The organism is Variovorax sp. J31P207 (genome assembly GCF_030316965.1).
Taxonomy (GTDB): domain Bacteria; phylum Pseudomonadota; class Gammaproteobacteria; order Burkholderiales; family Burkholderiaceae_C; genus Variovorax; species Variovorax ginsengisoli_B.
Window position 1 is genome coordinate 30547 of sequence record NZ_JASZYN010000001.1, and the last position, 24667, is coordinate 55213.

General features: G+C 65.2%; 25 protein-coding genes and 1 pseudogene. 16 read left to right on the forward strand and 10 right to left on the reverse strand.

Annotated features, from left to right (window positions below; all coding sequences use genetic code 11):
* Nucleotides 1–28 precede the first annotated feature (28 nt).
* From QTI68_RS00140 to QTI68_RS00170, 7 genes are read left to right on the forward strand one after another with little or no spacing between them, the layout of a single operon-like run.
* Nucleotides 29–787 carry an enoyl-CoA hydratase/isomerase family protein gene (locus QTI68_RS00140; protein ID WP_286518812.1) on the forward strand — a complete coding sequence of 253 codons (759 nt, stop codon included), beginning with the start codon at nt 29–31 and terminating at the stop codon, nt 785–787.
* 2 nt (nt 788–789) lie between these two features.
* A complete protein-coding gene (locus QTI68_RS00145; RefSeq protein WP_286518813.1) occupies nt 790–2019 on the forward strand; it encodes a CaiB/BaiF CoA transferase family protein in 1230 nt (409 codons plus the stop codon).
* A 20-nt stretch (nt 2020–2039) separates the two neighbouring features.
* On the forward strand, nt 2040–3383 hold the full coding sequence (gene fahA, locus QTI68_RS00150; RefSeq protein ID WP_286518814.1) for a fumarylacetoacetase: 1344 nt from the start codon (nt 2040–2042) through the stop codon (nt 3381–3383).
* Nucleotides 3384–3441: 58 nt separating this feature from the next.
* Nucleotides 3442–4440: a tripartite tricarboxylate transporter substrate binding protein gene (locus tag QTI68_RS00155; protein ID WP_286518815.1), complete on the forward strand. Its 999-nt coding sequence runs from the start codon at nt 3442–3444 to the stop codon at nt 4438–4440.
* 11 nt (nt 4441–4451) lie between these two features.
* On the forward strand, nt 4452–4973 hold the full coding sequence (locus QTI68_RS00160; protein WP_286518816.1) for a DUF302 domain-containing protein: 522 nt from the start codon (nt 4452–4454) through the stop codon (nt 4971–4973).
* Entirely contained in the window at nt 4970–5953 is a 984-nt protein-coding gene (locus QTI68_RS00165; RefSeq protein ID WP_286518817.1) for a Bug family tripartite tricarboxylate transporter substrate binding protein, read from the forward strand. The genes QTI68_RS00160 and QTI68_RS00165 overlap by 4 nt, the downstream gene beginning before the upstream one ends.
* The gene (locus QTI68_RS00170; RefSeq protein WP_286518819.1) at nt 5950–6138 is read left to right on the forward strand and encodes a hypothetical protein; all 189 of its coding nucleotides are present in this window, start codon (nt 5950–5952) and stop codon (nt 6136–6138) included. The genes QTI68_RS00165 and QTI68_RS00170 overlap by 4 nt, the downstream gene beginning before the upstream one ends.
* A gap of 59 nt (nt 6139–6197) precedes the next feature.
* Here QTI68_RS00170 and QTI68_RS00175 read toward each other — a convergent pair whose 3' ends face one another.
* From QTI68_RS00175 to gcvA, 4 genes are all read right to left on the reverse strand, one after another.
* Nucleotides 6198–6497, reverse strand: a complete 300-nt coding sequence (locus QTI68_RS00175) for a YciI family protein (RefSeq protein ID WP_286518820.1) — start codon at nt 6495–6497, stop codon at nt 6198–6200.
* 16 nt (nt 6498–6513) lie between these two features.
* Entirely contained in the window at nt 6514–7482 is a 969-nt protein-coding gene (locus QTI68_RS00180) for a Bug family tripartite tricarboxylate transporter substrate binding protein (protein ID WP_286518821.1), read from the reverse strand.
* Between the two features lie 57 nt (nt 7483–7539).
* Nucleotides 7540–8445, reverse strand: coding sequence for an SMP-30/gluconolactonase/LRE family protein (locus QTI68_RS00185; RefSeq protein WP_286518822.1), 906 nt, complete (start codon nt 8443–8445; stop codon nt 7540–7542).
* 136 nt (nt 8446–8581) lie between these two features.
* Nucleotides 8582–9487, reverse strand: coding sequence for a transcriptional regulator GcvA (gene gcvA / locus QTI68_RS00190; RefSeq protein WP_286518824.1), 906 nt, complete (start codon nt 9485–9487; stop codon nt 8582–8584).
* A gap of 103 nt (nt 9488–9590) precedes the next feature.
* Between gcvA and QTI68_RS00195 the strand changes: the two genes are divergently transcribed.
* From QTI68_RS00195 to QTI68_RS40315, 6 genes and pseudogenes are all read left to right on the forward strand, one after another.
* Complete coding sequence (locus tag QTI68_RS00195) at nt 9591–10571, forward strand: Bug family tripartite tricarboxylate transporter substrate binding protein (protein WP_286518826.1); 981 nt, start codon at nt 9591–9593, stop codon at nt 10569–10571.
* A gap of 26 nt (nt 10572–10597) precedes the next feature.
* Nucleotides 10598–12022 carry a 3-isopropylmalate dehydratase large subunit gene (leuC, locus tag QTI68_RS00200; RefSeq protein WP_286518828.1) on the forward strand — a complete coding sequence of 475 codons (1425 nt, stop codon included), beginning with the start codon at nt 10598–10600 and terminating at the stop codon, nt 12020–12022.
* Between the two features lie 27 nt (nt 12023–12049).
* On the forward strand, nt 12050–12643 hold the full coding sequence (leuD, locus tag QTI68_RS00205) for a 3-isopropylmalate dehydratase small subunit (protein ID WP_286518830.1): 594 nt from the start codon (nt 12050–12052) through the stop codon (nt 12641–12643).
* Nucleotides 12644–12674: 31 nt separating this feature from the next.
* Nucleotides 12675–13748, forward strand: a complete 1074-nt coding sequence (gene leuB / locus QTI68_RS00210; protein ID WP_286518832.1) for a 3-isopropylmalate dehydrogenase — start codon at nt 12675–12677, stop codon at nt 13746–13748.
* 284 nt (nt 13749–14032) lie between these two features.
* Entirely contained in the window at nt 14033–14536 is a 504-nt protein-coding gene (locus tag QTI68_RS00215; RefSeq protein ID WP_286518833.1) for a hypothetical protein, read from the forward strand.
* Nucleotides 14537–14788: 252 nt separating this feature from the next.
* Nucleotides 14789–14833 (forward strand): annotated as a pseudogene (locus QTI68_RS40315) (hypothetical protein); the annotation flags it as partial.
* A gap of 157 nt (nt 14834–14990) precedes the next feature.
* Here the strand turns inward: QTI68_RS40315 and QTI68_RS00225 are convergent.
* Nucleotides 14991–15734, reverse strand: a complete 744-nt coding sequence (locus QTI68_RS00225) for a helix-turn-helix domain-containing protein (RefSeq protein ID WP_286520166.1) — start codon at nt 15732–15734, stop codon at nt 14991–14993.
* Nucleotides 15735–16039: 305 nt separating this feature from the next.
* On the opposite strand from QTI68_RS00225, the gene QTI68_RS00230 reads away from it, so the two are divergent.
* Nucleotides 16040–16963, forward strand: coding sequence for an autotransporter outer membrane beta-barrel domain-containing protein (locus QTI68_RS00230; protein ID WP_286518835.1), 924 nt, complete (start codon nt 16040–16042; stop codon nt 16961–16963).
* Between the two features lie 199 nt (nt 16964–17162).
* Complete coding sequence (locus QTI68_RS00235; RefSeq protein ID WP_286518837.1) at nt 17163–19685, forward strand: LPS-assembly protein LptD; 2523 nt, start codon at nt 17163–17165, stop codon at nt 19683–19685.
* A 70-nt stretch (nt 19686–19755) separates the two neighbouring features.
* On the opposite strand, the gene QTI68_RS00240 is transcribed toward QTI68_RS00235, so the two are convergent.
* The 4 genes from QTI68_RS00240 to QTI68_RS00255 all read right to left on the reverse strand — a co-directional run bounded on the left by QTI68_RS00240 (nt 19756) and on the right by QTI68_RS00255 (nt 21601).
* Nucleotides 19756–20007: a phospholipase C/P1 nuclease family protein gene (locus QTI68_RS00240; protein WP_286518839.1), complete on the reverse strand. Its 252-nt coding sequence runs from the start codon at nt 20005–20007 to the stop codon at nt 19756–19758.
* Nucleotides 20008–20148, reverse strand: a complete 141-nt coding sequence (locus tag QTI68_RS00245; RefSeq protein ID WP_286518840.1) for a hypothetical protein — start codon at nt 20146–20148, stop codon at nt 20008–20010.
* Entirely contained in the window at nt 20123–20548 is a 426-nt protein-coding gene (locus QTI68_RS00250; protein ID WP_353506384.1) for a S1/P1 nuclease, read from the reverse strand. Before QTI68_RS00250 ends, QTI68_RS00245 begins: the two co-directional genes overlap by 26 nt.
* Before the next feature lie 246 nt (nt 20549–20794).
* A complete protein-coding gene (locus QTI68_RS00255) occupies nt 20795–21601 on the reverse strand; it encodes a transglutaminase-like domain-containing protein (RefSeq protein ID WP_286518841.1) in 807 nt (268 codons plus the stop codon).
* A gap of 166 nt (nt 21602–21767) precedes the next feature.
* On the opposite strand from QTI68_RS00255, the gene QTI68_RS00260 reads away from it, so the two are divergent.
* A complete protein-coding gene (locus QTI68_RS00260) occupies nt 21768–23363 on the forward strand; it encodes an FAD-dependent monooxygenase (protein WP_286518842.1) in 1596 nt (531 codons plus the stop codon).
* Between the two features lie 218 nt (nt 23364–23581).
* On the opposite strand, the gene QTI68_RS00265 is transcribed toward QTI68_RS00260, so the two are convergent.
* Nucleotides 23582–24394 carry a methyltransferase, TIGR04325 family gene (locus QTI68_RS00265; RefSeq protein WP_286518843.1) on the reverse strand — a complete coding sequence of 271 codons (813 nt, stop codon included), beginning with the start codon at nt 24392–24394 and terminating at the stop codon, nt 23582–23584.
* Nucleotides 24395–24667 lie beyond the last annotated feature (273 nt).

Sequence of the window (24667 nt, forward strand, 5' to 3'; positions counted from 1 at the left end):
CGGCGATGTCACCTCAAGGAGAAGATCGATGAGCTCGATTTCGTATGAAAAAGACGGTGCCGTCGGCGTCGTCACCATGGCCAAGCCGCCGCACAACCTGATCGACAACGCCATGCTCCAGGCGCTTGCGTCCACCTACGCGAGAGCGGTCGAGGAGGGCTGCCGCGCCATCCTGCTGCGAAGCTCGATGCGCCACTTCTGTGCCGGCGCCGACCTCAACGTGCTCGCCTCGGAGCGCTGGGACCAGAAGGCGCTTGCGAGGCTCTGGGCGTCGCTCGAGGACGTGCCGGTCCCGACGGTCGCGGCCGTTCACGGCGCGGCCCTGGGCGGCGGCTTCGAGCTGGCCTTGATGTGCGACATGATCATTGCCGCGGACACGGCCTCGTTCGGCATGGCAGAGGCCTCGCTCGGGCTGTTGCCGCTCCTCGGCGGCGTCCAGCGAGTCGTGCAGCGCGCAGGCCTGGCCCGCGGAAAGGAAATGGCCATGTTCGGCCGTCGCCACGATCCTCGGGCGCTCGAGCGCTGGGGCGTCGTCAACCTGGTTGCAGCAGAAGCCGAACTTGCCGGCGTTGCGATGTCGTGGGCCAGGCAACTGGCGGCCGGAGCGACGGTGGCGCTGCGCGGCATCAAGACCGTCGCGAACCTGTCGGCCCGCGGCGGCATCTCGGCCGGCGATGCGCGCCAGGAAGAGGTCAACACGTCCATGTGGAACAGCGCGGATCAGGCGCGCGGCCTGGCCGCCTTCGTGGCCACCGGGCCGGGCTCCGCCGTCTTCGAAGGGAATTGAGCATGAGCGCGCCACTCGAAGGTCTGCGGGTCATCGATTTCACCCGCGTGCTGTCCGGTCCGGGCTGCACCAAGGCGCTGCGCGATCTGGGCGCCGACGTCACCAAGATCGAACCCCCTGCAGGCGATGTGGGCCGCGCGGGCGTACCGCATGTCGGTTCCATGTCGACGTACTACACACAGCAGAACGCCGGCAAGCGGAACATCAGCCTCGATCTGAACTGGCCCGAGGCGCGGGACATCGTGGCGAAGCTCTGCGCCGACGCGGACGTGATCGTCGAGAACTTCCGCCCCGGAACGCTCGCACGCTTCGGCTTCGGCTACGACGACGTCGTGAAGTTCAATCCGAAGGTCGTCTACGTCTCGATCAGCGGCTACGGCCAGACCGGCCCGTGGCGCAATCGGCCGGCATTCGCACCGACGGTCCACGCCGAGACGGGTCTGACCGACATCCTCCAGAAGCACTACGAGGGCGCCATGGTCGAGATGCGCAACGACGCATGCAGCCACGCCGACGTCTACACGGGCCTCCACGGGGTCATTGCCGTCCTGGCCGCGTTGCAGTACCGGTCGCGCACCGGCGAGGGGCAGTACGTCGACGTCTCGATGGCCGCGACGATGCTGTCGGCCAACGAACGCGCCGGCGCGCAGTTGTCAGGCCTGGAAGTCAATGACGAACCGTACGCACTCAGCGCCAACGAATCTCCGCTGTTCGAGCTGCCGGACGGCCGGCGCCTCACCATCGCGACAAGTCCGGTGTTCTCGCCGATGTTCATTCGCTACTGCTCGATGATGCGCCGCACGGACCTCCTCAAGGATCCGCGCTTCGCCACGGCCACCCTTCGCAAAGCCAATCTCGCCCCCTTGATGGCCGAGGTCAAGGCCTGGATCCTGACCTTCACCGACCTGGACCAGCTTCAGGCGCAGGTCAGCGAAGCGGGCCTGGCGATCGGCGTCGTGCGCAGCACGCAGGACCTCGCGGATTCGGAGTGGGCGAAAGACTGGGGTGCGGTCGTCGAGGTCGAAGACCGTGAAGGCGGCACCGTGCGCATGCCCGGGCCCCCATGGCGCTTCGGCCGTTCCGAACTGCCGAAGCCGGGCTTGCCCTATTTCCAGGGCGAGAGCAATGCCGAGGTGCTCGGCGAACTGGGGATCTCCGCCGAGCGCATCGAGACGCTGCGCCAGCAAGGCGTGCTGCGAAGCCGCCGCAGCCCGGCGGGCGCGTTCGACTGAGCCGAGGCCGAGGCGAACCCATGCGCACGATCGATCACACCCACGATGCCGCAGCGACAAGCTGGCTGGCGAGCGCCAACAGGGCGGGCACCGACTTTCCGATCCAGAACCTGCCGTTTGCCGTGCTTCGAAGGGCAGGGACCCGCGAACCGCTGCGCGGCGGCGTTGCCATCGGCGACGAAGTCATGGACCTGGCCGCCTTGAGCAGAACGCAATGCCTCGACGGCTTGGCGCTGCAAGCCGCGCAGTCGTGTGCCGCACCGGCGCTCAACGACTTTTTCGCCTTGGGACCCGTGGCATGGCGCACATTGCGGCGCGCGCTCTTCGAGCTTCTCCACACCGACGCGGTCGCCACCAGGCCGTCTCAGGTCGATGCGGTCCGGGGCTGTCTCATGCCGCAATCCGAGGTCGAGTACGCGCTTCCGGCTCGCATCGGCGACTACACGGACTTCTACACGTCGATCCATCACGCGCGAACGATCAGCCGCCTGCTGGACCCGAAGGGCGACGTGCCCCGGAACTTCCAGTGGGTGCCCACCGCCTACCACGGCCGCGTGTCCTCCATCGGTGTGGCCGGGCAGAAGTTCCGGCGCCCACATGGCCAGGCGCTGCGGGACGGGAGCAGGACGCCGGAATACGGACCTTCGCAGCGCCTCGACTACGAGCTCGAACTCGGCATCTATGTCGGCACGGGCAACGCGCTCGGCGAGCCCATTGCACTCTCGCGCGCCGAGGACCACGTCTTCGGCATCTCGCTGCTCAACGACTGGTCGGCGCGGGATATCCAGGCCTGGGAGATGGCGCCGCTCGGCCCGTTCCATGCAAAGAACTTCGCGACAACCGTCTCGCCCTGGATCGTCACGATGGACGCCCTGGCGCCCTACAGGACGCCGTGGACCCGCCCCGCGGCCGATCCGCAGCCGCTGCCTTATCTGGAGAGCGAGTCCCACCGCGCGCAGGGCGCCATCGACATCCGTCTCGAAGTGTCGATCGAGACCCATCGCATGCGCGAAGCCGGACTCCCTGCCGAGACGATGTCACGCACCAGCTTCTCTCACCACTATTGGTCGATTGCGCAGATGGTCACCCACCACGCGGCCGGGGGCTGCAACCTGCAGCCGGGCGACCTGCTGGGCAGCGGCACGATCTCGGGGCCCGAGCTTTCCGAAGCCGGCGCATTGATGGAGCTCGCCCTTGCCGGCAGCAAGCCGGTGCAACTCGGCAACGGCGAGCGCCGAAGCTTCCTCGAGGATGGGGACGCGATCATCTTCCAAGGGTGGTGCGAACGGGAGGGATTCAATCGCATCGGCTTCGGCTTCAATCATGGGCGGGTCCTCCCCGCCGTGTCGCCATCCGCCGAATAGTTTCTCGCCGCCATCCGCTTTCCGGTCTCTCCAACTGGCAATCACCTCGGAGCCCTTCATGAAGAACAGCAACCAAGGAACCGGCCGCCTCCTCGGCTGGATCATCGCTGCCGCCGTCCTGCAGCCCTTCGGCAGCGCCCAGGCGCAGTCGCTCTCCTCGAAGCCGGTCGTGCTGCGCGTCGCCTATCCCGCCGGCGGACCCGCCGATGTCGCGGCCCGCAAGGTCCAGGTACCGCTGCAGTCGGCGCTCGGGCAGACGGTCATCGTCGAGAACCTGCCCGGCGCGGGCGGATCGATCGCCGCGGCCAGCGTGCTGAACGCGCCGCCCGATGGCCAGACGCTGCTGGTGACGACCGGCAACGACATGATCCTCTCGCCCCTTGCGATGTCGCAGGTCAAGTACAAGCCCGAGAACTACCGGCTGTTGGCGACCATCCTGCCCACCGACTTCACGTTGGTCACGAGTGCCGAGCACGCCTTCGCCAATGTCGACGAGCTCATCGAGCATTCGAAGAAGCCGGGCAGCAAGGAGATGACGGTCGGCAGCTGGGGCTACGGCTCGGCGCCTTACCTCGTGGCGGCGGACTTTGGCGCCGCCACGGGTGCCCGACTGATGGACGTGCCCTACAAGGGCGCGGCGCCGGTCGTCCAGGCGCTGCTCAGCCGGGAGATCGACATGGCCTTCGTGCCGCTGGCGCCCAACGTGCTGGAGCTGGTTCGCACGGGCAAGATCAAGGCGATCGGCGTGGCGAACACCAAGCGCAATCCCTTCCTGGCGCAGGTGCCCACGCTGAGCGAGGGCAAATACCTCAAGAACTTCGTTTACAGCGCATGGGCGGCCGTTTTCATCCCGGCCTCGGCGCCTCCCGCTGCGGCGGCCCGCCTCAGCAAGGACTTGGCGGAGATTGTGAAGGGCGACGAATTCCAGCGCTTTCTTCGCGACTCGGCCGCGCTGCCCGTCGAACCCATGACGCTCGATCAGTCTGCTGCCTTCTACCAGCAGGAAGTCGAGAAGTTCCGCCGCATCGCCAAGCTCGTCAAGCTCGAACCACAGTAGCAGGAGTTTTCATGACCAACGCCCCCCAGTTGACAGACATCTCGGTGACGACCTCAGTCATTCCCGTAGACCACGTGAGGATCACCACGCCGAAGCCCTATGCCGAAGTCAAGACCGCGCTCGAATCCAGGCTGGGCCGGCTCGACGACTCGATTCGGGATCTGTTGAAGAAGAACGAGATCGAAGCCGTGCGCGTTGCCCTGCAGAAGGCGGCTGGCGAAGACGGGCTCGCCATCCACTACGTCGGCCCGCACGGAGACTGGCTGGCGCTGAAAGGCGAACGCAGGAAAGCGACCGCGTACCTGATCGGCAATGTGCTGTACGCCGTGCAGATGACGAGCGTCGACCTTGCGGCCGGCCTCTATGCGCCGCTGCGGGTGGTTCTCTATGAAAACGCGGAAGGCGGCTCGACCTTCGAGTACGACAAGCCGTCCACGCAGTTCGGCCAGTTCGGCCAGCCGGAGATCGACCGAATCGCGGCGATCCTCGACGAGCGGCTCCAGGCAGTCCTGCTCAAGGTAGCGACGCCATGACGACCAGTTGCCTCAAGACGCTGGCCTTGGTCGCCGCCGCGAGCGTGCTGGCACTGGCCTCGCCGATCGCGTCCGCGCAAGGCTATCCCTCGCGGCCCGTCAAGATCGTCGTGCCGTACACCGCCGGCGGGCCGGTCGACCAGCTGGCGCGGGGCCTCGCGGAGCGGCTAGGCAAATCGACGGGGCAGCCGTTCATCGTCGAGAACAAGCCGGGCGGCAACACCATCGTGGCCGCATCGATGGTCGCCAAGGCGCCGGCGGATGGCTATACGCTGTTCATGGCTTCGTCCGCCAGCCTGGCCGTGAATCCGCTGGTCTACAGCAAGCTTGCCTACGACCCGGATCGCGACTTCGCCCCCGTGTCCCTGGTCGCGTCGGCACCGCTGGTGATGGTGGTCGGAAACGCCACGCCGGCGACCCGATTGAAGGACCTGATCCCCTACATCCGCAGCCGCGAAGGCAGCTTTGCCTATGCCTCCAACGGCAACGGCAATCCGCTGCACCTGGCCTGTGCGCTCTTCGCATCGATGGCCAACGTGGACATGCTGCACGTGCCCTACAACGGCACCGCGCCCGCCCTTGCGAGCGTGCTTGCCGGCGACACGCAGATGACCTGCGACATCGTGCTGAACTCGATGCCGCAGATCAAGGCGGGAAAGCTCCGTCCGATCGGCATCGTGGGACCCCGGCGCGTCGCAGCGCTTCCCGACGTGCCGACCTTGGCGGAAGAAGGGCTGCTCGGGGTCGATGCTGCGGTCTGGTTCGCACTGGTGGCGCCCGCGAACACGCCTGCCGAGGTGGTGGCCAGGCTGAACAAGGAGGTCGTCAAGGCCATCGACGATGCGGCCATGAAGGCGCGGTTCAGCGTCATGGCGATGGAGCTCGGCAGCAGCTCGCCGCAGGACGTCGTCGACCTGACGAATCGTGAACGCAGCAAGTGGGCGGCTGTCGTGCGCAAGCACGGCATCAAGGTCGAATGAGCAACGCTGCGATGACCGCGAAGCCGCTCGCGATGGTACCGCCGGAGGCCTGCGTGATCGTGGGTGGCTGCAACGGCCTGCACTGCATCCCGGCGGCGCAACAAGCCGAGTACTACCGCGCGCAGAAGTACGTGGCGCTGCTCGGCCTCGTTTGCCTGCCCGTGCTGCTTTACCTTCTGAACTGAGGCTTCGTTCTCTCTTCTCGGCGCGGCCTTCCTCGTGCGTCGTGACGAACGCAAGTCGTTCAGAGGCCCGGGACCCGCTGGCGATCGAAGAAGCTCCTGCGCCAAGGCAGGATCTGGACCGACCCGAACAAGCCGCCGGTGCTGAACGGGTCGTCGCCGACGAAGCGCTCCGCCGCGGCGCGATCGTCGGTGTCGACGATGATCATGCCGCCGATCGCCTTGCCGTCGTCGTCCAGCACGGCGCCGCCGGCCAGCATCTGGTCCTGGCGGGCCGCAAGGTAGGCGAGGTGCCGCGGCCTCAAGTCGGCCCGCAGGCGCTCGGCGTCCGGTTTGTCGTACGCAAGGATGATGAAGGGCATGGTGGCGGGTCCGGGCTCAGCTGGTCGTGATGTCGGCCTTCTTGATGATCGCGCCCCAGGTGTCCATCTCGCGTGCAATGAAGGCCCGGAATTCGGCAGGCGTGCTGCCGACCGGGTCCGCGCCGTTGGAGACCAGGGCCTCTCGCGTGGCCTTGGTCTGCAGCGCTTTGCGCACTTCGGCGCCCAGGCGTTCCACGATCGAAGCGTCCGTGCCCGCCGGGGCCAGCAGACCGGCCCAGGCGCTGACGTCGAAGGCCTTGCCCGTGATCTCGGCGACAGTGGGCACGTCGGGCAGCGACGGCGAACGCTGCTGCGTCGAGGTCGCAAGGGCACGCAGCTTGCCGGACTTCACCAGCGGCGCCGCCGCGACGACGTTGGCGAACATCAGGTCGACGTGGCCACCCATGACGTCCGAGAGCGCCGGACCGGTTCCCTTGTAGGGCGCATGCGTCATCGAGATGCCCGCATCCAGTGCCAGCAGTTCCATCGCCAGGTGGTCGGCCGTGCCGCTGCCGGTCGAAGCGAAGGCCAGCCGCCGGGTCTTCGCGAGCGCGAGGACATCCGCCAGCGACCGGACCGGCGACGCCGGCGAGGTCACCATGATGAAAGGCGACTGCACCGCAAGGCTGATCGGCGCGAAGGCCTTGAGCGTGTCGAAGGGCAGCGCCTTCATGAGCCACGGATTGGTGACATGCGGGACACTGGCCAGCAGCAGCGTGTAGCCGTCGGGCGGCGAACCGGCCACGTACTCGGAGCCGATCACGGTGCTGGCGCCAGGCCTGTTCTCGACGATGAAGGTCCGGCCGAAGCCCTCCGAGAGTCCGGAGGCGAGCGCACGCGCGACCACGTCCGTGCCGCCGCCGGCGGTGAACGGCACGACGACCTTCACGGGGCGGGTCGGGTAGCCGGCCGCCGCGCGCGACGGCAGCACGGCAGCCGACAGGCATCCGCCCGCCAGCAATGTCACGATCTCGCGACGGTTCATGTGAATCTCCTCGGTGCAGCTGCAATGGTCAGCGCGGTGTGTGGATGAGACGCCCGTCTAGGCGTTGAAATGGAGCCGCTGGCCGCTGTGCGGCCACGGCAGGGAGACCAGTTGACCGGCGCCGGACAGGGTGACAAAGGCGGTCTTGAGATCGGGCCCACCGAAGCAGATGTTGGTGACGTAGGTGTCCGGAAACGCGACCTGGGACCTCAGTTCACCGCTCGGCGCGATGACCGAGATCGCCCCCGTGATCAGCGTGGCGACGCAGATCTGGCCCTCGGCGTCCAGCGCCAGGCTGTCGAAGCGCTGGAAGCCCGGCAGCCCGCACACCAGGCGCCCGCCGTGCGGCGAGGGGAAGGGATGCTTGCGGATGCATCCCGCTTCGACCAGGTCGAAGGCCCACAGGCGGGCGGTCTCCGTCTCGGCCACGTAGACCGTGGCGCCATCGGGCGAGAGGCCGACGCCATTGGCGGCCAGCAGGGGATAGGCGACCTCGACGATGCGGGAGCCGTCGGGTAGCGCGTAGTAGAGGCCGCCGTTGTCCCGCGACCGTGCGTGCTTCTTGCCGAAATCGGTGAAGTAGAAGCCGCCCAGCGCATCGAACACGAGGTCGTTCGGCGACGAGAGCCGATGGCCATCGCAGTGGGTGTAGAGGACGCGGCCGTCGCCGGTCGCGAGATCGAATCTTCGGATGCTGCCGCCCTGGTAGCCGGGCGCCGGGCCGATCGAGGTGAAGCGCCCCGGCGCATAGGCGCTGCCGCCGTTGTCGCAGACGTAGAGCGCGCCGTCGGGTCCGATCGCCGCTCCGTTCGGCCCGCCGCCGCAATCGGCGATCTGTTCGACGCGACCTTCGGGCGTGACGCGGATGATCCTGCCCGCACGCATCTCCACAAGCACCACCGAGCCGTCGTCCAAGGCCACGGGCCCCTCAGGAAATTGCAGACCTTCGGCGAGGATTTTCATGTACGTCGTGCGAACCAACCCGGCGCCGAGCGCCGAAAGAAGGCTTCTGTCTCCAATGAATGCTGCGCAGACGATATCGAAGTGACGCGGCCACCTCAATGACAATTAAGTCATGTGAGAAATGAGTAAAACTCATTCAAAGGGGATGGTCCTCGGCCGCCTCGGCCTCGGCCGCGATCCACGCCTCGAAGTCGCTCACGCGCTTGGGCACCGGCCGGTCCGCGCGCCAAGCCATGAAATAGCCGCCCTCGGTGGGCACGCGCAAGTCGAAAGGCGCCACCAGCCGGCCACTCGCGAGGTCGTCGCGCACGAAGGCCAGCAGCGCCACCATCACGCCGAGTTGTTCCGCCGCCGCCTGGTAGGCCATGGCCGCGTTCTCGAACTTGAGGCCGCGGTTGCCGTCGATCCCTTGCGTCCCGGCGGCCGCCAGCCAGGTCGGCCAGTCCTGCGGCCGGTTCAGCGAACACAGCAGCGCGTGCTGCGCGAGGTCGGCGGGCTCGCGCAGCGGCGGGTCGCGATCGATCAGGCCCGGCGCGCAGACCGGCAGCAGCGTCTCGCGGAACAGCAGCCGGAAGCCCGCGCCGGTGGGCGGACGGGACTCGGAATGGATGCTGACGTCGACGTCGTCGCGATCGAAGTCGGCCGGCTTGTGAGAGGTGGTGATCTGCACGTCGACCTGTGGATGCAGCGCATGGAAGCGTGCCAGCCGCGGGATCAGCCAGCGGATCGCGAAGGTGGGCGGCACCTTGATGCGCAGCAGCCGCTCGTCGGAGCGCTGCTGCAACTGGCGCGTGCCGTGCTCGATCTGGTCCAGCGCGACGCGCATGCTGGCGAAGTACGACTGGCCTGCGGAAGTCAGCCGGATGCCATGCCGTCCGCGATCGAACAACTGCACCTCGAGCCAGCCTTCCAGCGTGGCGATGTGACGGCTGACCGCCCCCTGCGTCACGAAGAGTTCCTGCGCGGCGCGAGTGAAGTTGCCGCAGCGCGCTGCGGCCTCGAAGGCGCGCAAGGCATTGAGAGGAGGCAGACGACGGCTCATGGGACTGAATTTTACTCATACCTCGCATGCCTTTATTGTGATTGCTGCGCCCCGGCGCCCCACATAGGATCGCAGCGGAGAACCTACAACCAGGAGACACCGAATGATGAAGAAACTGCATGTCTGGCTGCTCGCGTCCAGCCTGCTCGGATGGCATGCCGCGGCGCCGGCGCAGGACGCCGCGGCGTCCTATCCGAATCAACCGATCAAGCTGATGGTCCCGTGGCCCGCGGGCGGAGGCGTCGACACCACCGCGCGCATCGTTTCGGATCTGCTGGGCCACCGTCTCGGCCAGCCCTTCGTGATCGACAACCGCGGCGGCGCAGGCGGCAACATCGGCACCGAGCTGGCAGCCCGCCAGAAGCCAGATGGCTACAACCTGCTGATGTCCTCGATCAGCCCCAACGCGGTCAACATCAGTCTCTACGGCAAGCTGGGCTTCGATCCGGTCAAGGACTTCGAGCCGATCATCTATGTCTCGGCCGTGCCCAACATCCTTGTGGTGCCCGCCAATTCGCCGTTCAAGTCCGTCAAGGACGTGATCGACGCGGCGCGCGCCAACCCGGGCAAGCTCAACTATGCCTCGGGCGGCGTCGGCTCCTCGCAGCACCTGGCGGCCGTGCAATTCGCGTTGGCGGCCAAGATCGACATCGTCCACGTGCCCTACAAGGGAACCGCGCCGGCCGAGACCGACGTGGCGGCGGGCCACGTCTCGCTGATGCTCGACACCACCACCTGCCTGCCCTTCATCGCCGGCGGCAAGATGCGCGCGCTGGCGGTCGCTTCCAAGACGCGCAACCCGGCCCTGCCTGATGTGCCGACCTTCGATGAAGTGGGACTGCCCAACGTCTATGCCTCGTCGTGGTATGGCCTGTCGGCGCCGGCCGGCACGCCGCGCGCCATCATCGACAAGCTCAACGCCGAGGCCAACGCGGTGCTCAAGTCGCCCGAATTGCAAAAGCGCATGCTGGCGTTCGGCGCCGAAGTCGGCGGCGGCACGCCCGAGGACTTCGGCCGTTTCATGGCCAGCGAAACCAAGCGCTATGCCGAGATCGTCCGCATCTCGGGCGCCAAGCTCGACTGATCCATTTCCGCACGCCGGTCACTCCCATGTCACTCGCCCCCGCTCCACTTACGCTCTTTGACAAGATCTGGAAGCCGCACGTCGTCATGCAGCGCGACGACGGCCAGAGCCTGCTGTATGTCGATCGCCACCTCGTGCAGGACGGCTCGGCACCCGCCTTCGAGATGCTGCGCCAGCGCGGCCTCGGTGTGCGCCGGTCGGACCTCGCCTTCGCGACGCCCGACCATTACGTGCCCACCGGCAGCCGCGTGCTGGCCGACATCGCCGACGCCGAGAAGCGCGCGATGGCGCAGGCGTTGCAGGATGACAGCGCCGCCGCCGGCATCCGCTTCTTCGGCCTCGACGACGAGCGTCAGGGCATCGTCCACGTCGTCGGCCCCGAGCAGGGCTTGAGCCTGCCCGGCGCGGTGATCGTCTGCGGCGACAGCCACACGGCCACCCACGGTGCGCTGGGGGCGCTGGCCTTCGGCATCGGCGCCTCCGAAGTGGCGCACGTGCTGGCGACGCAGACCCTCTGGCAGCGCAAGCCGCGGACGCTGCGCGTGGTCATCGACGGCAGGCTGCCGGTGGGCGTGTCGGCCAAGGACATCATCCTCGGCGTGATCGCGAAGGTCGGGGCCGCGGGCGGCACCGGCCATGTCGTCGAGTACGCCGGAGAAGCGATTCGCGCGCTCTCGATGGAAGGCCGCATGACGGTGTGCAACATGTCGATCGAGGCCGGGGCTCGCGCCGGCCTCGTGGCGCCCGACGACACCACCTTCGAATGGCTGGCGGGCCGCCCCCATGCACCTCACGGGGCGGCCTGGGACACCGCGCTGGCGCGCTGGCGAGAGCTGCCAGGCGACGAGGGCGCCGTGTTCGACAAGGAAGTGCGACTGAACGCCGACGACATCGCGCCGATGGTCACCTGGGGCAACAGCCCCGAGGACGCATTGCCGATCACGGGCCGGGTGCCGGACCCGGCCGATGCGCCCAGCGCCGAGCGGCGCGACGCCCTGCAGCGCACGCTGGCCTACATGGGCCTGGAGCCGGGCCAGTCGCTCACGGCGCTGTCGGTCGACCGGGTGTTCATCGGCTCCTGCACCAACGGCCGCATCGAAGACCTGCGCAGCGCCGCGGCGGTGGCGCGCGGGCGGCGCGTGGCCGACGGCGTGGAAGCCTGGGTGGTACCGGGTTCCGGCCTTGTGAAGCGGCAGGCCGAGGCCGAAGGGCTGGACGCCGTCTTCCGGGCAGCGGGCTTCCAGTGGCGGCATGCGGGCTGCTCCATGTGCCTGGGCACCAACGGCGATCAGGTTGCCGCCGGCCAGCGCTGTGCCTCGACCTCGAACCGCAATTTTGTCGGCCGCCAGGGCCCGGGTTCGCGCACCCATCTGATGAGCCCGGCGATGGCCGCGGCTGCAGCCGTCACCGGGCGACTCGCCGACGTGCGGGCCCTGCCTTCCGTCTACTGAACAACAGAAACGCACCGACTCGCAACCATGCAAGCCTTCAGTCAAGTTGAAGCCGTCGCGGCGCCGCTGGCCCGCGCGAACATCGACACCGACCAGATCGTGCCGGCGCTCTACCTGCAGAAGCCGCGCTCGGACAACTTCGGTCACTACCTGTTCCACGACGTGCGGCACGATGCGCTGGGCCAGCGCCGACCCGACTTCGTGCTCAATGCCGCCGTGTACTCGGAGGCCCGGATCCTCGTGGCAGGCCACAACTTCGGCTGCGGATCCTCGCGCGAACATGCAGTCTGGGCCCTTCACGACGGCGGCTTCCGCGCCGTGATCGCACCGAGCTTCGGTGACATCTTCCACGCCAATGCGCTCAAGAACGGCTTGCTGCCGGTGCGCCTGCCCGAGCCGGTGGTCGAAGAGTTGCTGGCGGCGCTGCTGGCGGCGCCCGGCACGCAGCTGCGCGTGGACCTGGAAGCCCAGGTGGTGACCGGGCCGCAGGGCCGCACCGAACCATTCGCCATTGACCCTTTCGCTCGCCATTGCCTGTTGGAGGGCCTGGACGAGATCGACTACACGCTGACGCAGCGCGCGCGCATCGAGGAATTCGAACGCCACCACGCGCCGCAATGACCTCCCCTCAATTTCCAGAAAGGATCCAGAAATGAAGATTGCAGTGATGCCCGGCGACGGGATCGGCCGCGAGGTGACCGCGCAAGCGGTCAAGGTGCTCAAGGCGGTGGTGGGCCACACCCAGCCATTGGAGCTCGTCGAGGCCGCGATCGGCCAGGCCGGCATCGACGCCGCCGGCGATCCGCTGCCGGCCGCGACGAGCGAGATCGCACGCAAGGCCGACGCCATCCTCTTCGGCTCGGCCGGCATGCCGGGCGACGAGGCCATTCCATTCATGATGCGGCCAGGCGCCAGCCTGCTGCGGCTGCGCAAGGAGCTCGGCCTGTTCGCCAATTTCCGGCCGGCTTTCCTGTTCCCCGAACTCCTAGGCGCCTCCACCCTCAAGCCGGAGGTGGTCGAGGGGCTCGACCTGATGATCCTGCGCGAGCTCACCGGCGACGTCTACTTCGGCGAGCCGCGCGGCAGCGTCATCAATGAGATGGGCGAGCGCGAGGCCTTCAACACCATGCGCTATTCCGAGTCGGAGATCGAGCGCGTCGCGCACGTCGCCTTCCGCACCGCGCGCTCGCGCCAGCGCCGCCTCTGCTCGGTCGACAAGGCCAACGTGCTCGAGGTCATGCAGCTGTGGCGCGAGGTGGTCACGCGCGTGGGGCGGGACTATCTCGACGTGGAGCTCACGCATCTCTTCGTCGATGCGGCCGCGATGCAGCTGATGCGCGCGCCGAAGCAGTTCGACGTCATCGTCACCGGCAACATCTTCGGCGACATCCTGTCCGATGCCGCCGCGATGCTCACGGGTTCCATCGGCATGCTTCCTTCGGCGTCGCTGGCCGCCGGCAACTTCGGACTCTATGAACCGGTGCATGGCACCGCGCCGGACATCGCCGGCAAGAACCTGGCCAACCCGCTGGCGTCGATCCTCTCGCTGGCGATGATGCTTCGCCTGTCGTTCGATCAGGCGGCCAACGCGGAGCGCGTCGAACGCGCCGTGCGCCGAGTGCTGGCCGACGGGCTGCGCACCGGGGACATCTACCAGTCCGGCTGCACCCGGGTGGGAACTGAGGAGATGGGCGCCGCGGTGGTTGCGGCCCTGAACACGAGGTAGCAATCAGCACTCGCACCCCGGGTCCCCTTGCCGGGGATCTGCGAGATGCACTCAGAGCTTGCTGTGTGATTGCTTGGCGCTGGTGGCTTCACTGATGAAGGGTTCCGCGCCTTCGTTGAAATACTCCGCATCCGATGCCGGAAATGCATGCGATGACGGAATTGAGGGCGAGGGCAGGGGGGCGACCGAGGGATGGGGGCTCGATGGTCGTCTCATGCTTGAGACATCTTGAAAGATTCACGAGAAAGGGTTGGAATTCGGCGACCCAACTTGAGGAGAAACTCATGACCAAGCCCGGCGCCCTCCATACATTCACCCGTGTGAACGTTTCGCTCGCTGTAATTCTCCTGATCCAAGGCAACGCCTTCGCCTCGGACGACGACCGTCAAAGAGAGAAAGGCCCGGAGGGCATCGTCGGAGTCTGGGAGTCGACGGCGACAGTCAGAGACTGCAATAACGGCGTCGCGATCACCAGCTTCAAGGGGTTGTCCACGTTCAACGTTGGAGGCACGGCTTCATATGGAAGCAATTCCCCTCCCGCCTTGACGAGCGCTTCAATGGGAACCTGGAGGCGCGAGTCCCGTCGGACCTACAGCATTACGCTGGTCTTCTATCGATTCAGCCCCGATGGAGCGCTCGTCGGCATGCAGAAGTCAAAGGGAACGCGCACCTTGTCCGAGGATGAAAACAGTTTCACAGGCGCGGTAAATGGTCAGATCACCGATGCCGCGGGAAACATACTGGCGCACACCTGCCTCACGGATACCGGATCGCGCGTTAGTTGGTAGCTGCGGCAGCGGGAGATGAGCCGTACCCGACAGCGGACCCCCGCGACGGGGAGCAAGTAGCCGACAGTTCCAGTCCGCGTTCCAAGCTCGAACGCGTGCTTCAGCTGGTTGCTGCCGTTCCATGCCGCGAAATGGAGGTCAGGGCCCGAACTCCCACTTCGATGGCTGGCAGAGCGGACGCTCGGTACTTCGAGGGCGCGGTCGCCGGAGTGCAAGTGGCGGCCTATGACTGCAATACCACCCCGCCGCATGATGAGGCAGATCATCGGCTCGTTCGCCGAGTTCGAGCGCGCCATGCTTCGCGAACGCACGCGCAACGGGCTGGTGGCCGCACGCGCCGTGGGCCGCATCGGTGGCCGACGCCCGAAGCTCACGCCGCGTCAGCAAAAGGAAGTTGTGCAGTTCGTGGACGCAGGTGAAAAGACTGCTGCTGACGCCGCCAGGTTGTTCCGTCTTACGGAGTGCTCGAGCGTCTCAATCCTTCGAATGTGCGCGGCTCCCATTCGCGCATCGCGAGTAAAACACCTGTTCCACGTCGCAGCGCCAGAGGCGCAGCGACCGATTCCTGATGAAGCTTGGCCAGTTTGGCACGCAACACGCGCAGGTCCCCTTGAAACTCGGCGAACGCCGCGTCGGTCAACATTCCGTGCGAAAAGTGCAGGGTTGTGTCACTCTGATCAAGTCTGCAATCAAGGAAGTCGCTCAGTCCCTTGCTGACGAAAGATGTCTGGATCGGGCCGGTGGGAATCCAATCGAAGTCGCGCGCGATGCGCAATCGAATTCGATCACCTGGGAGCAGTTCGATCAGGCCCATCCTGTCGAGGACGAGCAGTTGCTTCAAGCATTCGGCCTCGCTCATTCGATAGGTAGCCACGATGTCCGACAGCGTCCAGTGATTGAGCGCGCACGTGGCCACAAGCATCAGATCCATGTCCGAGACCAAATGCGCCTCTTGATCCCAGGTCAGCATGCGCAGTTGCCGAACGGAAGACGCCGATTCTTCGAGAAGTTCAGCCATCGTGAATCCCAGGAGCTCACCTATGCGGGCCAACCTTTCGACGCTCAGGCGCTTGCCGGAAAAGAGCCGCTTCACGGTCGGCTCCGATAGTTTGAGTGCGTGGGCTACGTCACGGTAAGTGAGCCCCTGACTTTTCAATTTGCGCTTGATGGTCGCGACGAGGTGGGTAACTTCAGACATAAAAGGTGTCGAGAAATGATGCTGGTCGGGCCAGATTAAGCCACCTTTGATGTCGAAGGATCGATTGGCGCCCACTTTCAGACTTGTCTGATCCATTCGCCTGAGCAATCGCTCGATGATCATGTTTCATCTTGGTGACTCGTCGCTTTTTAGCCATTTGAGCCGTAGGTTCTGGTTCTCGTAGCGACCCGTCTTCTTCGACTTTTCCATGTAGCCATGTAATGAAGTTAGTGAATCTTCCTCTCCTTCCCAAAGTCAACCTCGGCGATCTAGAGCTTCTTCAGCCCCCCAAACGAATGCGTGTCATGCACGTTCTGGCCGCCGGTCTCTCATGCATGGTTTTCTCATTGGCACACGCCCAATCGACTGTCGCGCTAAGCAACTCCGACTTGGCGATGCTAGGCACCCTGTATCAGCGCATTGGTGATGAAAGTTCTTCGGCACCGCTTTCAGACACGCAGGTGCGGCGCGCCTGGGCGCGCGGCATATATTCCGACTGGGACTTCAACTGGGCCGGCCGCGCGCATTCGGAGGGCGTACAGGCCGGCACCGACCTGTGGGCCGACGGTTCCTGGCGCGCGGGTGTCTATGCGGGCTACCTCACGGGCGGCGCCGGCAAGATCCGCGATGACTACAGCCTTGGCGATCACTTGAAGTCGCGCTACCTCGGCGCCTATGCGACCTGGAAGGATGCGAGCGGCTTCTACGTCGACAGCGTGCTGCAAGGTGGCAGCCAGCGCTACGGTGACTCTGGCAAGGCCAGCAGTCTCACTGCCTCGATCGAGGCCGGCAAATCCTTCGCTTTGAACGAGCACTGGAGCATCGAGCCTCAGGCGCAATTGATTTACCAGAACACCCGGGCAGAAGATTCTTCAAGCTTTGGCGGCTGGCGCGCAGACGCCGACACCAGCGGCTGGATCGGTCGCCTTGGCGCGCGCGTCAAGGGCGACTTTGCCACTGGTGCAGGACGTTTCCAGCCGTATGCGGGCCTGGACGTGTACCGCGGGAGCGCCGGTACCGAAGTGATTGCCTCTTCGTTCCCTTGGGACACATTGATCGACTCGAACCGGAGCAGCTACAGCAACGCCAAGGCTGCCGTCGGAGCGACCTTGGCGCTGACGCCCGCAACCAGCCTCTACGGCGAAATCGGGCACCTTTGGAACGTTGGCGGGGATGCGACGGTCAAGTCCTCCACAGAAGGTTCTCTCGGGGTCAAGGTGCGCTGGTAGCAACAGCATCCAGGGCTTGGCAGACGCGCCACGAGCCGATCTTGACGCGCAAGCTCGCTTGCGCCTTTAGACACGCGGGAAGTGGCCGTGCTCGGATTTCCGCACACGGCTGCGCGCTGTGAGGGTCGAGCTTGGTCTGCGTGTGCGGTGGCCGACATGTTCGCCGCATCACGGGAAGCCCGATATTCATTTCGAGCCGATGCCCAACCCGACCCGCGCTGCTTGGCCCCGGTGCCGCCCGCCTTTACCGCTGGCGGTGCTGTCGCTTGCCCTGCTGCATGCGCATGACGCTTCGGCACACGACGCCGAGTTGAACGCGCCGCTCTCGCTCAGGCGAACGTCGCAGCTCGCAGAAACCATCCCCGCCTCGCGGCGCGGCCAACTCCCGAGTCTCATGGACGGCGATCGTATCTCCGGCCGCCCCGACCTGGAAACGGTCGTCGAAGGCAATGCCTCGCTGCGTCGCGGGGATACCGTGATCCGCGCCGACCGCCTCGAACACGACCAGCCTGAGGACCGGATCAACGCGCGCGGCAGCGTGCACGTGAACCAGTCCGGCAACATCTATGAGGGTCCGGAACTCGAGCTCAAGCTCGAAACCTTCGAGGGCTTCTTCAACAGGGTGCGCTATCGCTTTCTGGCGAATGGCGGCCAGGGCGAGGCCGAGCGCATCGATTTCATCGACAGCCACGTGTCGGTCGCCCGCATTGCGACCTACACCACATGCCGTCCCGAGGACTACCCGGGCTGGATGCCCGCATGGCTCCTGAGCGCCGCGACGCTCACCACCGACACCGAAGAAAACGTCGGCATCGCCACCGACGCGCGGCTGCGCTTCATGGGCATGAGCACGCCGCCGTTTCCGTCTTTGAGCTTTCCGCTCACCGGCGCCCGCAAGAGTGGTCTGCTGTCGCCGACCTTCGGCATCGATAGTATCAACGGAGTTGAGACCACCACGCCGTACTACTGGAACATCGCGCCCAACCGCGACGCGACCTTCTATCCCACAGTGATGAGCAAGCGCGGCGTCAACCTCGGCAACGAGTTCCGGTATCTGGAGGAGAAGTACGGCGGCGAGGCCCGTCTCGACTACATGCCTTACGACGGACTGCCTGGACCTCGCTACCAGCTACAGTACAACAAGGCGCTGAACGACTACCTGGACAAGTTCGGCAAAGGCGAAGCGACCTTGAAGGACATGCCGATCTTCAAGCCACCCAACAGCTCTCGCTGGGGTCTCTGGACCCATCACGAGCAAACCTTCGACCCCAACGCCCTCGGTTTCGATTCGTTGATCGGCACGCTCAACCTCAACCGGGTGAGTGACAACGACTACTGGCGCGACTTCACTAGGACACCATCGCTGACACAACGGCTGCTTTCGAACGACGGCTCGCTCAACTGGCGCAAGGGCAACTGGAGCGGCGTCGCGCGCACACAGAGTTATCAGACTTTGCAGTATGTGCCGTCGCCCATTGTTCCGCCCTACGACCGGCTGCCGCAGATCACGGCCGACTACAACCGCTACGACTGGGGAGGCAGCGTTGACTTGGCTTTTAGCAACGACTACACGCGATTCCGTGCTGACCCAATCGAGCAAATGCAGCCGAATGGCGAACGCGTTGTCAGCCAGCTGTCCCTGAGCCGGCCGCTTCTCACGCCAGGCACCTTCGTCATCCCGAAAGTGATGGTGAACGCTCGGGCCTACCAGTTCAAGACGCCCGTGCTCCAGCCGGACCAGGTCGAGCTGCCGATCATGAGACCCAACTCCTCCCTGGCGGTACCGACCTTCAGCCTCGACAACGGCATGGTGTTTGAGCGCGATGCCACCTTCTTCGGTCGCGCGTTCCGCCAGACGCTGGAGCCGCGCGCGTTCTACGTCTACACGCCCTTCCGCAACCAAGACCGGTTGCCGAACTACGACTCGGCGGCCAACAACTTCAACTTCGCGACCGTGTACACGGAGAACGCCTTCTCCGGCAACGACCGCATCTCCGACAGCAACCTGCTCACACTCGGCGCAACCACGCGCTTGATCGACCCCGACACCGGCGCCGAGGCCGCGCGCCTCGGTGTCGCCCAGCGGCTGCGCTTCGCAGACCAACTTGTCACCCTGCCGGGCGGCGTGCCAGTCAGCGACCGGCTCAGCGACGTGCTGCTGGGCACCCAGATCAACTGGTCGCCGAAATGGAGCGTGGATGGAATCCTGCAGTACAACCCGGACACGCACGAGTCGGCACGCTCTGCGTTCAGCGCCCGCTACAACCCGGGGCCGTATCGTTCCGTCGGCGTCGCCTACAGCTATCAGGCGCCCGGCACGCCGACCTCCAAGGACGGCACCAAGTCGGTCGACCTCAGCTGGCAATGGCCGCTCAATGACCTGTGGGGCGACAAGGGCAAGGACTTGGGGCCTGGACGGGGCCAGAGCGGCGGTCGCTGGTATGCGGTGGGCCGTCTGAACTACAGTTTGCAGGATCGCAAGCTGACCGACGGTGTGCTCGGCCTTGAGTACGACGGTTGCTGCTGGATTGGTCGCGTGGCGCTGGAACGCGTCACCACCGGGCAGGCCACAGCGACCAACCGCATCATGTTCCAGCTCGAGTTCGTCGGCTTTGCGAGCGTTGGGCGCAGTCCAATGCGCACGCTGACTCAGAACATTCAACGATACACGCCATTGCGACAGCCCGCCCCAGGCCCAAGCCGCTTCACGAACTACGACTGAGTCCGGGTGCGCTTGCCGCTCGCTCACTCCGCCCCAGACGCGAAGGGCTGTCTGCCCGGGAAGCCGTGGCTCAGTGCCAGATCGCAGTGAGCACCTGCGCGAGCCGAGCACCTGCCTTGGCGATCTCCTCGCGCTGGACATCTGCCTTCATCTTTGCGTAGCCGGCGGGCAGGTTGATAGCGTGTCGGTGATGGGCATCCTCGGCGGAGTACGTGATGCCGTCGAACGCGACTTTCCCGTCGGTGAGCGTTTCAGTCGCCCATGCTGTCGACCAGCCCGACATGTCTCCCTCGGTCACGGGAACGGCCCGCGCGAGCTTCATCTAGGCCGCCGATGGCGGCTGCGACGCAAGGCTCGACGTCACCGCGTCCCATTCGCCGTGGAGCTTCTTCGAGCCGATGAGAAGGTCGTTGCCGCCGTGCGTTTCCGTGTTCGCATCAAAGGCGCCTTCGTCCGGGTCCACTACCTTTTCCCGTGGCATCTACGTAGACGGCGACCACGTGCAGCGGCTGATGGATGTCGCCGACGTAGTGAGACAGCAGGCGCAATGCCTCCTTCTTGCTCGTGATGTTGAAGGGTGGTGGGCACGGCTTGCCCTGAAGCACCGCGATGGTCGCGGCAATGGCCGAGACCACGTCCTGGTCGGTGGTTCCGACCGGTCCCTTCTCGTAGGCCACGCGTTGCACTGCGACGTCGGTGTAGTGGTACTGCTTATGGCAGGGATCGGTGTTGAATCGCGAGGTGCAGTTGCCCACGTTGCGGCGTACGAAGGATTCCATCTGCCGCTCGCAGGCCGGATTTTCGTAGATGGCGCATTCGGCGAACCTGCCCTCGCCGCCATACTTGAAGGTCGTGGGACTCACGCCCTTGGCGCAATCGGCCCAGACCGAGGAGGTGCGCAGATTGCTCCCAAGAACAGCGCGATTGAGTGCGACGAAGCTGCTGAAGGTCTCTGTGTCGGTTGATCGCAGGCGCGCTCGGCGAATGCCCCGCAGAACCTCTCGTTGGCCCAGACCTGACCGGCGACATGATGGCGCTCAACGTCGGCTGCCTGCCAAGCGGCCAGCGGCACCAAGGTGACAACGGAAGTTCGCTGCGTTCCTCTTCAATCAGTGAACCTCGTCGCACCAGACCTTGAATCCGTCCAACTCGTTGGGGCCGAAGGTGCTGGACAACGCCACGTCGCTGGCGTCGCGCCCCTGCGCGATCAGCACCCGGCCGATGCGGGGCACGTTGTTGCGCGCGTCGAAGGTGTACCAGCGGTCACCCAGGAAAGCCTCGAACCAACCCGCAAAGTCCATCGTGCCGTACGGCGGCAGGGTCCCAACATCGCCGAGGTAGCCGGTGCAATAACGGGCCGGAATGTTCAGGCAGCGGCATAGGGTGACCGCCAGGTGCGCATAGTCGCGGCACACGCCTTGCCCTTCCTTGAAGGTTTCAAAGGCCGAACGGGTGCGCCGGGCGTGCTGGTAGCCGAACTCGATGTGCTGGTGCACGAAATCGCAGACCGCCTGCACGCGGCCCCAGCCGGTCGGGCCGGTCCCGAAGCGCTGCCAAGCAAAATCGGACAGCAGGTCGGTTTCGCAGTAGCGGCTGCCCAGTAGATAGAGCAAGGTGGACTCGGGCAGGTACTCCACCGGCGTCTGCGGCGCCGAGGGCACGACGATGTCCAGCGCGCCGCTGTCGTGGATCAAGGTATCCGTACTCAATACAAAGCGGCCCGCGGGTGCGACCAGGCGTGTGCACCAGTTACCAAACAGATCGCGATACGCGGTGGTGGGTACGGCCGGCTTCGTGAGCAGATGGTCCGGGCGCAGGAGATCCGAGGCGCGCGAGTAATGAATGCTGAGGGTCAGAATCATTGGCGTCGGCCGGGGAAACTGATAGGCGATTTCAAAACCGAGCTGTAAATTCATCAGCCCATGATGCGCCTTGATTCGCACTTCTGCAGAGAATGCCCGGTTCGGTTCACAAACTCTCCTTGCCCCTGGGTCGTGCCGATCAGCTCTACGTTCACCATGTGCAATGGGGGCGCGGTTTCCGGCAACTTCGCCACAAGGAATGTGCCCAGGCCGGGCATCCATGGCCGACACCTATCCCAGAAGCTGTCTGTCGTCGATGGCCGTATCGGCCGATTGCGAGCGTTCGCAAACGCAAGGCGGCTGCGCCCGCCTCGGAGCCAAAGACCGTTCAAGACTGGTCGCTGCCGGTCGCGCGTTTTGGATGAGCGTCGGCCTCACGCCGAATCCTGACCTCCCTACTCGTACGGTGACCAGGGGAGGGCGAAAGCCCCTGTCACCGACTGCTGCCGAGAGCCGCGAACTGACGATCCGGCCAAAACAGCAGAAAGCGGCGGATCAGAACGGCCATTCGCGATCTTCCCAAACCGCCTCAGTCGCCCGACATGGCGGGAAGAAAGTCCTCGTCAATTGCCGTTGCCCTTCGCATTTCATGCTCGCACAATGCCCTGTTGACCAACGCGATAGGGTTGAAATGGCATCTCGACCAAACGTGCTGATCATCGGAGGCGGCATTGGCGGCTTGTTCGCCGCCAATGCCCTGATCCGACTGGGGCTGCGCGTTTCAGTGTTTGAACAGGCGTCCGCACTGGGCGAGATCGGCGCTGGTGTGTTCGTGACGCCGAATGCGGTGCGCCACCTGGAGCGTGTGGGCCTCGGACCTGCCGTCGAGCGATGGGGTGCGCGAGTGGGTCCCGGCTCCTGCTACTTTCGCCACGACGGTACCCCGATCGCTCCGGTGCAGGTGTCGGATGCCTCCGGCTGGAACGCGACGTTTGGCATGCACCGCGCCGACTTTGTCGATTTCCTTGCTGCCCACCTGCCCGCTGGCATCGTCCATACCAGCCATCGTGCCGTCGCCTTCGAGCAGACGGACGACGTGGCCCGCGTCAGATTCGGCAACGGCGCCATCGCCGAGGCCGACGTTGTGGTTGCCGCCGACGGCATACATTCCGAACTGCGCCCCTACGTCTTTCCGCCCTCGAGCCCGGTTTTTCACGGCACCGTCTCCTATCGAGGTCTGGTTTCGCGAGTGCGCCTGCCGAACTGGCCGATGGACCGCTGGCAAATGTGGGCCGGTCCGTCCAGGCACTTCCTGGTCTTCCCTGTTCGTCATGGGACGATGGTCAACTACGTCGGATTTGTGCCGACCGATGAGGAAATGAAGGAATCGTGGTCCGCGCCTGGCGATCCAGCGGTGCTGCGCCGCGAGTTCGAAGGCTGGGACCCCCGCATCGGCGATGTCCTCCAGCAGGTTGACAAGACGTTTCGCTGGGCGCTCTATGACCGCGAGCCGTTGCCGGCTTGGTCCAGGGGGCGGTTGACGCTGCTCGGCGACGCGGCACATCCGATGCTTCCGCATCTGGGTCAGGGAGCGAACCAGGCCATCGAGGACGGCATGGCGCTCGCGACGATTCTGGCCCAAGTGGACACATCGGCGGTCCCGGCGTCGTTGCTTGCCTACGAGCGATTGCGTCGCGAGCGTGTGGCGCAGATTCAGTTGGGTGCCCGACAGAATGGGCTGCGCCTCGACTCTACCGACATCGATCTCAGCACCCGTGACGCCGCGCTCGCCGCGCACGCCGAATTCCGCAAGCACCTCTATACCTACGACGTGGTACCGGATGCGTGCGCCGCCGCGGCGGCGCTGTTGCAATAGGCGTCTCTCGGTGCCTGCAGGAGCGGCCTCATCGGATCAAACCGATCTTTAGTGCCATGTCCCCGACCCGCTTGACCTCCGCGCGGATCTCGGCCGTGGTCTGCTCGGGTGTGGCACGGCGCTGCAAGATGCGGAGCGACGCCAGTCTCGGGCGCCGCGCTCCGATAGATCAATACAGCAGCCAACGTAGCATCTTGTTTTCCATGCAACGAGAGAAACTAACCTGCCAGCAAAAAATAGAATCCGGAGAAGGCCTGTACGGTGCACTCCGGGTGTCCTGGAATCCACATGCTTCTCTCATGAACCTTCCATTCGTCCCTCAGCGTGTAGCCAAGGTCCTCGACCTCCCGGATGAAGCTGGCGCGGTTGTAGACCTGCACCGGCGAGTAGCAGCCATAGCCGATGTTCTGAGCCGTGACGAAGTCGCTTCCTTCATAAATTGGAAGTTTGTTCAGGAGGATGTGAGGCGGTCGCGCCCCGGACACCCCGAGCAAGCGACTTAGTCGACCTCCGTCCATGTACTGGAGGGTGCCAGAGGAGAGCCAGATGCTGGCGCGCCTTCCGGCCTCCTGGACATCGCCAGTGAAACGAAGCGCGGTTTCCTTCTGAGCGGCAAACTCCTTGCCGATGGCGATCATTGCCGGCAACTCGGCTACCTCCCAGATCAGGTCATCCGGCATTTGGATATAGCGCCGATAGGCATAGTAGTGCACGCCATAGGCGCCACCGATGTCCAGCAACTTTCTGAAGCCATCGTCAAAAGCGTGCTGAAGCCACCACATGACGGGATAGTCATAGGCAAACACGTGACGGACATGCTCATCGTAGCCTCGGGCCAATGCCGCATGATCGAATCCATCATTGCGGGGCAGCCAGGCACGTGCCGCGTCGAAACTCTCGAAGACGCCAAAATACTTGCAGAATCCTTCCGGCGTGAGGAACTCCTGGGCTTTCAACCGGAGGATTGCCGAGCGAAGCACCGGGGCATTCGGCAGCTGCTGCAACCGTCTCGCCCAATTGAGCATCGTCATCCTCGCCTCCTAGTCTTCAGAGCCTGTACGGCGCGCGTGATCGACACGTGCTGTGGCAGCCGCTTTGCGGTTTCTCCTCAAGGTTTCGTCGGCGCAGGGCCTGAGGCCATCCATCACCGATCGCAGGGAAGATGCGGACGCAGCTTCGGCTGCGGCATCGAGGGGGCAGAGCCGAGCCGAGCCGAACGCCCGGCGCCAAGGCAGCCAGCGGCTGGACTGGCAAGAAAGTGAGCATGGTGACCTCGCGAAATTCATGAACGGCGTGTCATCGTC